Source organism: Paenibacillus sp. FSL R7-0198, from assembly GCF_038000415.1.
Classification (GTDB): Bacteria; Bacillota; Bacilli; order Paenibacillales; family Paenibacillaceae; genus Paenibacillus.
The window spans coordinates 5,098,179-5,112,424 of the sequence record NZ_JBBOCB010000001.1; the positions used below are offsets into that span (position 1 = coordinate 5,098,179).

General features: G+C 46.5%; 15 protein-coding genes. All 15 read left to right on the forward strand.

What is annotated here, in order from left to right; genetic code table 11:
* The first annotated feature begins 10 nt into the window (after nucleotides 1-10).
* The 15 genes from MKY87_RS22100 to nikC all read left to right on the forward strand — a co-directional run bounded on the left by MKY87_RS22100 (nucleotide 11) and on the right by nikC (nucleotide 14,009).
* Nucleotides 11-1,021 (forward strand): XkdQ/YqbQ family protein, encoded by a 1,011-nt coding sequence (locus MKY87_RS22100; protein ID WP_340966213.1) that lies wholly within the window; start codon nucleotides 11-13, stop codon nucleotides 1,019-1,021.
* 5 nt (nucleotides 1,022-1,026) lie between these two features.
* The gene (locus MKY87_RS22105; protein WP_051447218.1) at nucleotides 1,027-1,284 is read left to right on the forward strand and encodes a DUF2577 family protein; all 258 of its coding nucleotides are present in this window, start codon (nucleotides 1,027-1,029) and stop codon (nucleotides 1,282-1,284) included.
* Nucleotides 1,281-1,694, forward strand: coding sequence for a DUF2634 domain-containing protein (locus tag MKY87_RS22110; RefSeq protein WP_340966214.1), 414 nt, complete (start codon nucleotides 1,281-1,283; stop codon nucleotides 1,692-1,694). Before MKY87_RS22105 ends, MKY87_RS22110 begins: the two co-directional genes overlap by 4 nt.
* The gene (locus tag MKY87_RS22115; RefSeq protein ID WP_340966216.1) at nucleotides 1,687-2,745 is read left to right on the forward strand and encodes a baseplate J/gp47 family protein; all 1,059 of its coding nucleotides are present in this window, start codon (nucleotides 1,687-1,689) and stop codon (nucleotides 2,743-2,745) included. The genes MKY87_RS22110 and MKY87_RS22115 overlap by 8 nt, the downstream gene beginning before the upstream one ends.
* Nucleotides 2,742-3,287, forward strand: coding sequence for a putative phage tail protein (locus MKY87_RS22120; RefSeq protein ID WP_340966218.1), 546 nt, complete (start codon nucleotides 2,742-2,744; stop codon nucleotides 3,285-3,287). Before MKY87_RS22115 ends, MKY87_RS22120 begins: the two co-directional genes overlap by 4 nt.
* Entirely contained in the window at nucleotides 3,288-5,594 is a 2,307-nt protein-coding gene (locus MKY87_RS22125; protein WP_340966219.1) for a hypothetical protein, read from the forward strand.
* Nucleotides 5,594-6,196, forward strand: coding sequence for a hypothetical protein (locus tag MKY87_RS22130; RefSeq protein ID WP_036611375.1), 603 nt, complete (start codon nucleotides 5,594-5,596; stop codon nucleotides 6,194-6,196). The genes MKY87_RS22125 and MKY87_RS22130 overlap by 1 nt, the downstream gene beginning before the upstream one ends.
* Nucleotides 6,197-6,721 (forward strand): hypothetical protein, encoded by a 525-nt coding sequence (locus MKY87_RS22135; RefSeq protein ID WP_036611373.1) that lies wholly within the window; start codon nucleotides 6,197-6,199, stop codon nucleotides 6,719-6,721. It begins immediately after the preceding gene.
* A 151-nt stretch (nucleotides 6,722-6,872) separates the two neighbouring features.
* Nucleotides 6,873-7,100, forward strand: coding sequence for a hypothetical protein (locus tag MKY87_RS22140; RefSeq protein ID WP_340966224.1), 228 nt, complete (start codon nucleotides 6,873-6,875; stop codon nucleotides 7,098-7,100).
* Nucleotides 7,097-7,258: a hypothetical protein gene (locus MKY87_RS22145; RefSeq protein WP_162158977.1), complete on the forward strand. Its 162-nt coding sequence runs from the start codon at nucleotides 7,097-7,099 to the stop codon at nucleotides 7,256-7,258. The genes MKY87_RS22140 and MKY87_RS22145 overlap by 4 nt, the downstream gene beginning before the upstream one ends.
* Before the next feature lie 319 nt (nucleotides 7,259-7,577).
* Complete coding sequence (locus MKY87_RS22150; protein WP_221819101.1) at nucleotides 7,578-8,075, forward strand: phage holin family protein; 498 nt, start codon at nucleotides 7,578-7,580, stop codon at nucleotides 8,073-8,075.
* 252 nt (nucleotides 8,076-8,327) lie between these two features.
* Nucleotides 8,328-9,275: a glycoside hydrolase family 25 protein gene (locus MKY87_RS22155; RefSeq protein WP_133386700.1), complete on the forward strand. Its 948-nt coding sequence runs from the start codon at nucleotides 8,328-8,330 to the stop codon at nucleotides 9,273-9,275.
* 930 nt (nucleotides 9,276-10,205) lie between these two features.
* Nucleotides 10,206-11,852 carry an ABC transporter substrate-binding protein gene (locus MKY87_RS22160; protein WP_340966227.1) on the forward strand — a complete coding sequence of 549 codons (1,647 nt, stop codon included), beginning with the start codon at nucleotides 10,206-10,208 and terminating at the stop codon, nucleotides 11,850-11,852.
* A 211-nt stretch (nucleotides 11,853-12,063) separates the two neighbouring features.
* A complete protein-coding gene (locus MKY87_RS22165; protein WP_017690144.1) occupies nucleotides 12,064-13,068 on the forward strand; it encodes an ABC transporter permease in 1,005 nt (334 codons plus the stop codon).
* Between the two features lie 41 nt (nucleotides 13,069-13,109).
* On the forward strand, nucleotides 13,110-14,009 hold the full coding sequence (gene nikC, locus MKY87_RS22170; protein WP_145146408.1) for a nickel transporter permease: 900 nt from the start codon (nucleotides 13,110-13,112) through the stop codon (nucleotides 14,007-14,009).
* Nucleotides 14,010-14,246: the final 237 nt, after the last annotated feature.

Here is a 14,246-nt window from a genome sequence, read left to right on the forward strand (position 1 = left end):
GAGAGGGAATATGCAAGAGCAGATCAGGCTGGATGATAAGCTGGCAAACATGAAGGAACGGTTATTACTGGATGACAAGCAGGGCAACATCTGGGACATTAGCGAAATTGCCGGTGACATTACGTACAAAACCTCCCGCATCGGCAAACCTTCCTCTCTGGAATTCACGTTGATCAAGGGCAGTCTGTACCAGAATAAGAAATTCACATATGAGAATGGATATGTCGTGAAATATATCAGCAACGAGGTAGGCATATTTTACGGATATATCTTCTCGGTGGATAGCGGTAAGGACGAAAGTGTCAAAATCAAGGCCTACGACCAGACTCGTTATCTAACCGCGAATCAGACGTACAAGTTCGTTAATGCCACTGCTGCGGATGTAATTAAACGAATTTCAAAGGATTTCCTGTTGAAGACTGGTGATCTGATTCAGCCGAAATATGTTATTCCGCGTATGTTATTCGATAACAAAAAGCTGATTGACATGATCTGTGAGGCGTTGGACCGAACGCTGATCTATGGCGGTAAAAACTATATCTTCTACGATGATTTCGGCAAACTTGTGCTTCGGGATGTGGAAGACATGCCTTACGGCTTTGTCATTGGAGATAACAGTCTGCTCACGGATTACAGTTATACGCGTTCGATTGACGACCAGACGTATAACAAGATCAAGCTGTACCGGGATAACAAGGATACGGGAAAAAGAGAAACGTTTGTTCATCAGGATTCAGGCAGCATCCGTCAATGGGGGCTGCTTTTTTTGTACCAAAAAGCGGATGATGGCCTGAACGAAGGCCAGATTGATGCCATGCTGAAAACCCTGATGACCCTCCGTAACCGCGAGACGCAGACGTTGAAAGTGGATGCGCTTGGTGATTTTAAGGTAAGGGCAGGTAGTTTTGTCAACATCCAGATCGATGAACTGAAGATTAATCAATATTTTCTGGTAGACGAATGTACGCATAAGGTACAAGGTGGCGTGCACACGATGTCACTGGATTTGAAGGTGGTGTAACGATAATGATGCTGGACGTGATTAAAAAGGCGGCGGTGGCCGCTGTAGATGCCAAGTCTCCCGTTCAGATAATGTACGGAAGCGTGACAAACACCCAGCCTCTGGAGATTACCGTTGAACAACGGTTGGCATTGGCTGAGCCTTTTCTGGTACTGCCGGAATCCGTAGTGAACAAAGCTTGGACCGTGGGTGACCATGTTTTGTTATTACGTGTTCAAGGTGGGGACAGCTTTGTCGTGCTGGATCGGCTGGTGAATCCATGATTCCACAGGGTGCGCAGATTAGCGCAGAAGATCAGGAAGAGGCTGCTGTGCTTCCAAGTCTGACGTATGTGTTTCAAGCTTCAGGACAACGAATTGGAAGGCTGCAACTGGATGGAAAAGATGCGGTAAAACAGGCGGTGTATAAAGCGTTGTCCACACGCCGCTACGAGTATCTAATCTATTCTTCGGATTACGGCATGGAATGGTCCTGGGAAGGAATGGCCGGGCGATCCATGGTTGAATCGGAACTGGAACGCTGGATTCGCGAAGCGTTGCTTCCGGATGATCGCATTTCGGATGTAACCGAGTTCGATTTTTTCCACGAGGCGGATGGGGTACGGGTGTCTTTTACCGTGGAAACAGATTTTGGCAGCTTCAGGGAGGAGACGGAGGTGAACATGGATGTATGAAGCGCAGACGTTTGAAGTCATTTTAAACCGAATGCTGGACAGAGTGCCGGATGGTGTGGATAAACGTGAAGGCAGCATTATCTATGATGCGCTTGCGCCAGCGGCTGTGGAAATGGCTCAGATGTATATCGAGCTGGATGTGAACGCCAACCTGAAGTTTGCAGATACAGCTTCTGGGGAGTATCTGGATCGCGCGGTGGCTTGGTCTGGCATTAGTCGGAAAGCGGCCACGAAGGCACGTTGGGTTGGGAGTTTTCGGGATAACGAAGGTAAGCCTGTTGAGGTTCCTTTAAAGAGTCGTTTTTCCACGGGTGATCGGGTGTATGTTGTTATAGAGCGCATCGCGGCAGGGGGATATGTGTTGGAATGTGAGGTCGCGGGAGCGGAAGGTAATGAATATACGGGGGCACTGCTGCCCATCGATTATATTGCTGGCCTGACGACAGCTGAATTGACAAATTTGCTGGTTCCTGGCGAAGACGAAGAAACGGATGAGGCCTTATATGATCGTTATCAGGATAAAGTTTCCCGTCCGGTCACGAGTGCCAACAAATATCAGTATGAGCTATGGGCACGGGAAAACTCCGGGGTTGGAAAAGCAAAGGCTTTTCCACTGTGGGACGGGCCAGGTACAGTCAAGGTGGCATTGCTGAATAATGAAATGAAAACACCTGCTGATGCGGTTATTGAGGCAGTGCAGGAATATATCGATCCATCCCAGGATGGAATGGGCGAAGGCGCAGCTCCAATTGGACCCGTGGTCACAGTGGTGGGGGCGGAAGAGGTACCTATTGATGTGGAGGTACAAGTCACGCTTGCTTCCGGTTCAACGTACGAGGGCGTGAAGACACTGATTGAAACGGGAGTTACGGCGTATCTGAAAGAACTGGCGTTTGCAGATCCTTTGGTTCGTTGGACACGTATTGCCAATGTCATTCTAGATATTCCGCCCGTGATCGATTATAGCGATCTGCTGGTGAACGGTGGTATGTCCAATCTGGAGATCGCCCCCGGCGCAGTAGCTGTTCTTGGGACGGTGAAGGTGACATGAGTAAAGCAGAGGCATTAATGAATCTTTTGCCCCCATTGTATGAAAATGTGCTGGAGATGCAGCTTCTTACGGAGACCGAAGGTGTTGAGCTGGACAAGCTTACGGTAGGTTTGGAAAGTGTGCTGGATCAATTCTACCCGGAGTCTGCGACCTGGGCATTGGAACGTTATGAGCGGGATTTGCAGATTCCGACAAATCAAGCCAAGCCAGACGACCAGCGGAGATCCGTAATCATTTCCAAAATGCGCGGCAGCGGCAAAGTCTCTGGCTCCATGCTCAAGAACGTGGCGCAGGCCTACGAAAGTGGCGGGATTGATGTATCCGTTTCGCCTGAGGAGTACTTGATCCGAATTCGCTTCATTGATACATGGGGCTTGCCGCCCAATCTGGACGATCTGAAGGCGGCGATTGAGGATATTAAACCGGCACATATGACCGTGGAATACCGTCTACGGTATTTGACGATTTCGGAAGTTGAAAGCATGCCGCTGGATGAGATTGAACAGACCCGACAGGATAAATTTGCAGGAGGTGGAGCATAAATGAATGAACCAAAAACACCAAATTTGGGGTTGAATAAGATTGACCGTTCCTCGCCATCGACGACCTATTTTGATCTGGACAAGTATTTGGATCAGAACTGGGAGAAGGTTGATGAGGGTGTAGGCCAAGTGGAAGAAAAGGCTGAGGAAACCGCGGCACAGGTGAGTAGTATTCAAGAACGGTTGGATATAGAGAAGCGAAGATTGGTGACACTGGAGCCAGGGTTGCAAGTTATTAATGCTGAACGTGCCTCGGCATTTAAGTTGGAAGGTTTGAAGGGCCGTACGCTCGTGAATTTGTTGGGGCGTGATGGAGGCTTTGAGGGATATAGTAACTGGGGTATAGGCGCTGCGTCAGCAACTTTAGATACTACGGTATATACCCAAGGTAGTATGAGTTCATTAAAAGTAACCCTGGCCTCCACTAACAGCAACATAAGCAAGACAGTGTCTACGTCAGTCGGTAAGACATATATACTGATAGCGGATGTTAAAAACGTATCGACTAGCAGCGCATTCGTATCGATATCCACTGTAGTTAACGGGAATGTAATAACAGGAACTACGTTTGGGACCTCATTCGCTAGGTTTACGGCGACAGCCTCAACCCATGCGATTGCAGTTGTAGGTGGTGGGGAATCTGGGCAAGTATTCAATGCGGACAATGTGCGCCTTTACGAAGTCAGTGCAGCAGAATACGCAGCATTGAACAGCATGACTCCGGAACAGGTAGCAGATAAATATCCATACGTCGATAGCGTTCAACCTGTGCGGAATCCATACGTAATTCGTTATGGAGAGAACTTGTTGCCTTCATTTTATGAAGCTGCGTTAATTACCAAAAATTCCAAGATAATCAGCCCATATGTGTATGAACAAACATCAGAATCTACAGATCCATGGACACGCATCCTTGTCACTATCTGTCCACAAACAGATTATCATTTATCTTTCTCAACTTTAAAAGGTAAGGGTATGTTAGCTGTTTTTTCTGTTGACGAGCAGACGTTACTACTTAATTACAGTAACAATGGCGGAACGTTCAATAGCGGTAATTTTACGCAAATTTCTGTTTATGTCAACGGCACGGGAGACCGCGCTGACACAATCATTAACCCAATGCTGACGCTCGGCAACATGCCAAAACCATTTAAACCACGCGAAGACGCTATGCTCGCATTGCAAACGGATCTATACGCTGATCCATTGACCGAGACTAATGCTGATGAAGTTTTCGAGAAGGACGGTCAATATTTCAAATTAAAGAAGTGGCAAAATGTTGTCTTGGATGGAAGCAAGCTTACATCTTCAATAGTTGGCAATAAAGCAGGATATAAAACACTCTATCCTAAATTACCAGGAATCGATTATAACTATGATTCTGTAGGGGAAGCAGTTGCTGTTAAATACAATGGGAAAATCTTAACTTGGGGACAACACGAAGCAAGTGCAGATGGATGGGCAGTTGATAGGATGAATAGTAATTTTGCTATAAGCGTTTCTAACTCAGACAGTGGATGGGGAGACTCATACACGCCAACAGTCGAAGAGCGGTATGCATATTTCATGGGATGGACAATGCGTAACATGAGTGCCAGCGCTTACAATGATCCGACAAACGCGGCTCAAAAAACATGGACGCCGATAGGATATTCACCTCCAGCTAACTGGAATAGCACATGGGCACATTTAAGAACATCAGTACCAGTAAACGAGAGTTCTCCCTCTATTAAAGATGGGACAATTTCGTCATACCAGCTTGTATATCAACTTGCAACGCCAACTGTCGAAGCAATCACGTCAGAAGGAAAATTGACGTTAGTTGAAGGTAATAACCAAGTTGAAGTCGACACGGGCATCATGCTGCGTGAATATACGCCGGCCTCAGAAAATACGGTAAATATTGTCGGTAGACGTGAGATTAACTATACATCTGTTCCGCACTCATTGCTTAAAACTAAAGCAAGGAATATTCTCGCGATTTATAAAAATGGTGCTAAAGATGATCGATGGGCTATTGGTAGAAACGTGATGGATGCTTACGGAACAGCAAGAGCGAATCTGGTGAAAGATGCGTTTGATCCGTCAGCCACGTACACGGTAACTTACTTTATGCTGGACACGTCTCCGGTTGCTCAATTCGTCGGATCAATAGCCGAAAATGAAAAGGCATTGCTTACGGATATGAACGATCTCATGCGTCAAAACGCGGGGGCGGTGTCAGTGGTTGAGACCGCGGTTAACGAGGCTGTTCGTACTTTGCTGCAACAACAAAATAAACGAAACGTTTGGGGGCCGATTGAATAATGGCAGATACAATCAAAAATTTATTCGAAGGTAACGTACCTACTACGTCTTCGAAGGTATATACCGTCCCAACGAATAAGTATGCTGTGGTTAAGTCAGCTATTATTTGCAACTACAGTGCGTCTGACGCGTTATTTACTTTGACTATCGGCGGATCTCGTATCGCTCAAAACCATGTGATAAAGCCTGGCGCTACTTTAGTTCTTTCCGAATTAGATATTCCAATAATTCAAGGAGAAGAAATTTATATATCATCTAACATTTCTGGATTGTCCATATTTTTAACTGGATTCGAACGAAATTATGAACCGGCAGGATATCCTTTCGTAAAGGTAACAGCGACCAGTGCAGACTCTATTCCTTCAAATGACTTTGATTCTATCATTCGCTCTATTATCATTTGTAATGGACACGGAAGCGTATCCTCGGAGGTGTCTATGAATACTGGTTGGTATTTGATAAGTAAGAAAGTCATTAAAGCAAGAGACACGCTTATTGTTCCGTTGCCTAAGGTATTCTTACCTAAGGGAAGGCCGACCAACTTTATTTCAACTGGAACAAATAGTTGGGTGACGTTGATTTTAGAAAAGGCGGTGCAGTAAATGCCGTTAATTGATAATTACTTGCTGGACAATTACTTGATTGACGGGCCGAAGGTATTTCCCGCTACGATCAATGAGCGAACAATTTCTGTTCCGTATACCATAATATCTCCAAACTCAAAAAGAGATGTCTTCTTATTCGATATTCCTTTAGGGATTCGCATGTTTAACGCATTTTCGAAATTGGGTCCTATCATGAGTTTTGATAGTGTATATGCTACGCCTCAATTAGTATTAAGAAATACAACAGGTTCCGTGAATAGCGGAGTTGTGTTGAACGTACATCCTTACCCTAATCGCTTGTCTATGCTCATGGTCGATTTTGTGAAAGGGAAGATGAATGGAATCACCATCAATTCACAAAGTGATGGGTATGTTTTTTCTAACTTATCTACGATAGATTTTGCGGCCAGTGGCTTGAACTTGAACATGCCCTTTGGATTGTACATGAGAGGTACATCCACCACGGCTACTGGTGGCGGTATGTGGATTGATAGTGCCTTGTTAGAAACCTACTTCACTTAAGAGGGATTGGTTTTTTCCTCTGTAGTTTGGGAAGCTTTTGGGTGATCATAGAGAGATAAACAAGGGGGAAAGGGTGTGACGTTGTGAGCCGTGAAAGCTCATACCGCATACTCATTTTTTCCATATCAAAAACACGAAAGGTAGTGGAAAAATGAACGAACAAGAGCCGAAAAATAAAATCGGTATGAAGGTCTACTGCGACTTGCAATTCGGGAACGTAATCGTGATTACGCCAGAGAGCGCCGGGATCGTCGTCGAAACGACACGGGAGCAGGATTTCAAGTTGTATAAAGCGTTGGACGATAAAGTTCCCGATAGCATGGGTATGATTCAGCTTGAACATGGCGAATCATGTTTGACCGTGCCGAGGGCGGTATGATTACACGCGTTGATTTGGAAACATTGGAACCACTCTTTGACTACCCGCTAAAACCCGATGAAGAACCACAACCGCCTGCCATTTCATTAACGTCTCAAATTGCCGAATTGGCGGCAGAAAATCAGCGATTGCGGGAAGAAAACAACACGAATAAATAGGCGCTCATGGGATTACACATGTTGCTGCTTAGTTAGATGCCTAATGCGGAATAAACTTGCTTGGCTGCTGGATTTGATGGGCTGTAGCATTCATGATGGGAGGTGAGACTATGTTAGCTATATAGGTAATGATGGTTCATTAAGGAATGATCAAGTTGGAGTCTGTACCAGTTCAAAGCCGTGATAAAGTGGCGGAAGCTCTGCGAGTTGGAGATATGGACCAAAACGGAAAAATCACTTAATAAGTGTTCCAAATATGGAGCGCTATTTTTATGCCTTCTGGAGCATCTGATATTACAAAATTAAAGGAGGTGAAACCATGGAACGATGGGATACCCTATGGAAATGGGGAATTGCACTCATGAGCAGCTCGGTAACCTACTTCTTCGGAGGTTGGTCAGGCGTGCTGGGCGTATTGCTCGTATTCGTCATCCTCGACTACCTAACTGGTATCGCGGCAGCGGGTATGAGTGGCAAGTTAGAAAGTAACGTTGGCATGTTCGGCATTGCGCGGAAGGTATTTATATTTGCAATGGTATCGGTGGCTCATCTGGTGGACGGTGTTCTGGGAGACGGACATTTGTTCAGGGATGCGGTCGCCTTTTTTTATATCGCAAATGAGTTGTTGTCCATTATCGAAAACGGGGGCAAGTTGGGCGCACCCATTCCGCCGGTGATTCGGCAAGCCATTGAAGTGCTCAAGGGTAAAGGGGGGACAGGGGAACTCCCCGGTAACTTCTCCCCAAGTGCCAAAGACTCTTTTTCACAGGCAGACCCGGATGACATCGATTCACAGGCTGGAGATAGTAAGAAGTAATGCGACTATAGCAAGCTAGCACTTGAAACTACACATAACTCAAACACATCAGGGACACGCACACAAGCAACCCCTGATCCAACCGCATTAACTATAGGAGCATTTTGCATCAATCCAGAGAGTGACATCCAATCAGCAATGTATAGATCAGAATGCTTTAGTCTGTCTATACTTGTACCCGGGAACGCTTGAATCGAATGATGTAAAATGCTGATACAAACGGCAAATTGCCGCATAAAGGGTGTGAGAAACATGCAAACGAGAAGTTCGGGCAACACACAGGGCATTGACGTCTCCCGGTATCAGGGCAATATTGACTGGGCGAAAGTGAAGGCAAGTGGCATGACATTTGTGTTCATCAAGGCAACCGAGGGACAGACATATACCGATCCCAATTATCAGAAAAATGTAACAGGCGCACTGGCAGCGGGCATGCTGGTCGGAACCTATCACTTCTTCCGTGCGACATCGACCGATGGTGCCAAGGCAGAAGCGGTACATTATGCCAATACACTTAACAAAGTTGGAGGCGCCAAAGCGTTACAGCTGCCACCCGTCATGGACTACGAGAACAACCCCGGCAACCTGAGCAAAGCGCAGATGAATACGGTTGCCAAAGCTTTTTTAACCGAACTACAACGCCTCACAGGTGTAAAACCGATTATATACACGGGCAATTCTTTTGCCGGGAATTTTGACACATCACTCAGCTCATACGATCTGTGGATCGCGCGTTACAGCAACACCCGTGTACCGGATGACCAGCCGGCATGGAAGCGTTGGACGTTCTGGCAGTATACGGATTCAGGCAAGGTGAATGGCATTAGTGGCAACGTGGATATGAATGAATTCGAGGGAACAGCGGCACAGCTCAGAGCAAGGTACGCAGCTGCCACTCCGAAACCACCGGAGCCATCCAATCCAACGAATCCAAGTAATCCGAATCCACCAACCGTACCACCGAAAGGGGGCGAACCGATGACAGCCGAAGAGAAAGCAGCGTTTGATGCGCTCAAATCCCAGGTCGATAAACTGCAGGCGCGTCAGCAAATGGAAGTTCCAGTATGGGCAAAAGCAGCTGTGGATGCAGCACTAGCATATGACACCAAAAATCCATTGTTCAGCATCGATAATGGGGCGAGTTATGATTTTTACCGTTTTATTACCGTGATGCATCGCAGAGGTTTGTTTAAAAAGTGAGCTGATTCTTAGCCAATTAAAATGTTGATCTTATCTGAATGTGGATTGAGTGGAGAAGGAACACGAGACGTTTTTTGTCGAACTGTGTTCCTTTTTTGTGTTTTGTGTAAGTAATATTAACGCATATAATAAAGTTGAAGACTTATGTCTGTAAATCTCTTGTCTAATTGATTAATGTGATGTAAAGTAAGTTACACGAAATTGTTTTTCACCACAGTTTATTTACACAATCCTCCTCATCATGACAAAACCATAACATATGAAGTTATTGTAATGTCTCCCTGTTGTACAATCCAACATCTCAAGATGACTCGTTCATACATTTTACACATCCAATCTGCAAGAGAAAACCACTCTAATAAACAACTTACACAGCTAACAACCTAGCCTATGTTGAGTTTCTTTCATCCGTATGGTAAACGAACGATACTTCATTCGATTCCCACACGCTATGCTCAAGACGACACGGTCAAGGAACAGACTTTATTCGTACCCAGCAGCGTAGTATCCATATGCCCAACTGTATTTCGAATCTACTGACTTGAACTTGCTCTTACCGGTCCGTAACCATGTGCTGTTGCTTATTGACCTTAGTTCAAATAAATCGCAACAATCTCATTTAATTTCATAGACTCATCTCACAAGATACGTTGTTGAACCTTTTTCTTTTTCTATAAAAGTAATCGTCCATATCCTTAATCCATGTGCATGATGATCTGACTTTTACTTATATCCATTATTCATCTTTCTCCCATAAGTTTTTTACGTTTCATATACATGCTTACTTTTCCCAGAACATTAATTCAGGTATCACAGGCATCTAAAGCCTTTTATATGATACATAGCACCAAACCGATTGCCAACATTGGAGATCTTTCATGCCAGCATCACACACATTATGAGACAGGGAAGGGTGTTGTACGTATGCGAATGAGAAAGAAATGGATGTCCGGTTTTTTGACTCTGGCTTTGAGCACCGTATTGGTGTTGTCCGGTTGCTCCAGTAATGAGAGTGGAGAGACTACGCCTGCTCCGGCGGAAGGAACCGACCCTCCAACCGAAACGGTAGCACAGGATACGATGATTATGGGGCGTGGTGGGGATTCCGTTGCGCTCGACCCGGCAATTGTGACCGATGGAGAGTCGCTGAAGATTGGGCATCAGGTGTTTGATTCATTGCTGGATTACAAGGAAGGCGGAACAGAGGTCGTTCCTGGACTAGCAGAGAGCTGGGAGATTTCGGCGGATGGACTCAAGTATGTGTTTAAGCTGAAGTCTGGTGTGAAATTCCATGATGGAACTGATTTCAATGCGGAGGCTGTTGTGTTCAACTTCAACCGCTGGGGTGATCCGGCGAGTGAATATAAATTCGAGGGTGATTCCTTCGATTATTACGATTCCATGTTTGGTCCAGAGGACGGACGTGTGATCAAGGAAGTGACGGCGACGGACGAGACTACGGTGGAGTTCACATTGAGCCAGCCACAAGCGCCTTTCCTGCAAAATATTGCGATGACGCCATTTGGCATTGCCAGCCCAACCGCGATTCAGGAGAAAAAAGAAAACTTCAAGAGCGAGCCTGTGGGCACGGGCCCATTTGTATTCAAAGAGTGGAAGCGTAACGACTCCATCACCCTGGAGAAAAACGTGGATTACTGGAAAGAAGGACTGCCGAAGCTGAACAAAGTGATCGTGCGTTCCATTCCGGATAACACCGCTCGCTTCAATGCCCTGCAAAACGGCGAGATTGATGTCATGGAAGACCTGAACCCGGACGATCTGTCCATCCTTGAAGGCAACAGCGAGTTGCAGAAGATCGAGCGTCCACCGTTCAACGTGGCGTATATCGGCTTTAACTTCAAGAAGAAACCCTTTGATAATGTCAAAGTCAGACAAGCCCTCAATCATGCGGTGAACAAGCAGGCCCTCATTGATGCGTTCTTTGCGGGACAAGCTGAGCCTGCCGTGAACCCGATGCCGCCAACGCTGTGGGGGTACAACGATACCATTGAGGATTACCCATATGATCTGGAAAAAGCAAAAGCTTTACTGGCCGAAGCTGGCTTCCCTGATGGATTGCCTGAACCGGTAACTTTCTATGCGATGCCGGTATCCCGTCCGTACATGCCTGATGGCAAGAAGGTAGCGGAAGCAATCCAAGCTGATTTTGAGAAAATTGGTGTGACCACGAACATTGAATCCCCAGAATGGGCGACGTATCTGGATGATGCCAAAGCCGGTGAGAAAGACGATATCTACATGCTCGGCTGGACGGGTGATAACGGTGACCCGGATAACTTCCTCTACACGTTGCTGGACAAAGACGCCATTCCGGGCAACAACCGAAGCTTCTATGTTAACGAAGAGTTGCATGTGCTGCTGACGGATGCGCAGAAAGAAACAGATCAGGAGAAACGTGCAGAGTTATACAAGCAAGCGCAGGTGATTATCAAGGAAGACGCACCGTGGATTCCACTTGTGCACACTACGCCAATTCTGGCGGGTAAATCGAACCTGAAAGGTTTCGTACCATCCCCGCTGGGCAGCGAATCTTATGCTGGTGCTTACTTCGAATAACGTAGAGGTAAACTGAATCTCTATCTCTATCTCTATCTCTAACTGTATCTGTATCTGAATATGAACCTAACGCATTAATTATTCTTTCTTACAAAGCGCTGGTGAGACGCAATGCTTGGCAGAACCCACATCCGGACGTAACTATCCAAAGCATGCGCGTCTGCCGGCGCTTTTTATTTTTGCACGATATGTCGAAGGCAGGTGAACAGGATTGAACAGCTATATTGTCAAACGTGTGCTTGTGTTGCTGCCCGTGCTGCTGGGCATGACTCTGATTGTCTTTTCCATCATCCACGCCATTCCGGGTGACCCGGCTGAGACCATACTTGGGCAAAAGGCAACCGAACAATCCAAGCAGGCCCTTCGTGACCAGCTCGGTCTGGATAAACCCTGGTTCCAGCAATATTTCGCCTACTTGGGCGATTTACTCAAAGGTGACCTGGGAACATCCATCCGCACCAAGGTGCCTATTGCCCAGGAAATTGTGCCTTATCTGACAGCAACCCTTGAATTAACGATGGCAAGTATGTTGTTTGCTGTCATTATTGGGGTGAATGCCGGTATTGTCAGTGCATGGAAGCATAACTCTTGGTTTGATTATTGCTGTATGGTCATTGCTTTGGTGGGGGTATCGATGCCGATCTTTTGGCTAGGTCTGATGGAACAATGGCTGTTTGCGAACAAGTTACAGTGGCTGCCGTCCATTGGACGCATGAATGCACGTGATCCAGTGGAAGCCATTACGGGCTTGTACGTGCTGGATACGATGATTGCCGGACAATGGAATCAGTTGTGGACCGTAACGAAACATTTGATTCTGCCAAGTGTTGCACTGGGTACAATTCCGATGGCCGTTATTGCCCGGATGACCCGTTCCAGCATGCTGGAAGTGATGAGTTCCGATTACATTCGTACAGCGAAGGCGAAGGGACTGGGTCCGTTTTTTGTCGTATATGGACATGCACTTAAAAATGCGTTTATTCCCGTGCTCACGGTTATCGGTATCCAGACCGGATCGTTGCTCGGGGGTGCGGTGTTGACCGAAACGATCTTTGCCTGGCCGGGCGTGGGACGTTATATATATGAAGCGATTAGTTCGCGGGACTATCCGGTGATCCAGAGTGGCATTCTGATCGTGGCGTTCTTTTTCGTGGTGATTAACCTGATTGTGGACTTGCTCTACGCCGTATTTGATCCACGGATTAGTTATAAATAGGGAATTCATCATTCAATCATATCCAGGAAAGGAGACGCCGCATGGCCAAATTATCGACCAATACCGGACCATCCATTGAAGCTGCAACAGCGAGCACAGCCGGTCCGTGGCGGGAAGCGTGGAGAACATTCCGGAAAAATCGGCTTGCGCTTGCGGGCTTGATCATTATCGTATTTTTTATTCTGTTGGCCTTCCTCGCGCCATACATCGCACCTTACGATTATAAGGAGCAGGTGCTGGTGGATCGGCTCCAGGCCCCTTCGGCAGAGCATTGGTTTGGTACCGATGATCTGGGGCGTGATGTATTTTCCAGAGTGCTTCATGGAGCGCGTATTTCACTGTGGGTGGGCTTCTTTTCCGTCATTGGTTCCATTATTGCGGGTACGTTGCTTGGTCTGATTGCCGGATTTTATGGAAAATGGGCGGACATGCTCATCTCGCGTTTATTTGATATCTTGCTCGCCTTTCCAGGGATATTACTGGCCATCGCGATTGTGGCGATATTGGGCCCGTCGTTGCAAAATGCACTGCTCGCCATCGCCATCGTGAACATCCCGACCTACGGAAGATTGGTACGTTCACGGGTACTCAGTTTGAGACAGGAGGAATTCATTACGTCGGCGCGGACACTTGGAGCGGGCAACGGGCGAATCTTGTTTCGCCACATCTTGCCCAACAGCCTTACTCCGCTGATCGTGCAGGGTACACTTGGAATTGGGACGGCGATCATCGAGGCCGCTGCACTTGGATTTCTGGGCATGGGCGCGCAACCACCCGACCCGGAATGGGGAAAAATGCTGTCGGACTCCCGTCAGTTTATACAAAAAGCACCGTGGACACTGATCTTCCCTGGTGTTTCCATCATGTTGACTGTTCTCGGCTTCAACCTGATGGGTGATGGACTACGCGATACCCTTGATCCGAAAATGGCGAAAAAGTAGAAGGCTCAAACTCTAATCGTAAATGTCTTTCCCCATGCCGGTTCGAACTTTGGTTCGAGGCGGCTTTTGTTTTACCTGTGGGATTACGTTAAAATGATTGGTGATGTGCAAAAGTTGAAGGGGTATTCAATCTTTTTGTTAAAATAACCGCCTGCGTATTGACACCCAATTTTCCCATATGTTATATAAAAGGAAGGGTTTAGCACTCCGATCATTAGAGTGCTAATAAATGATTCT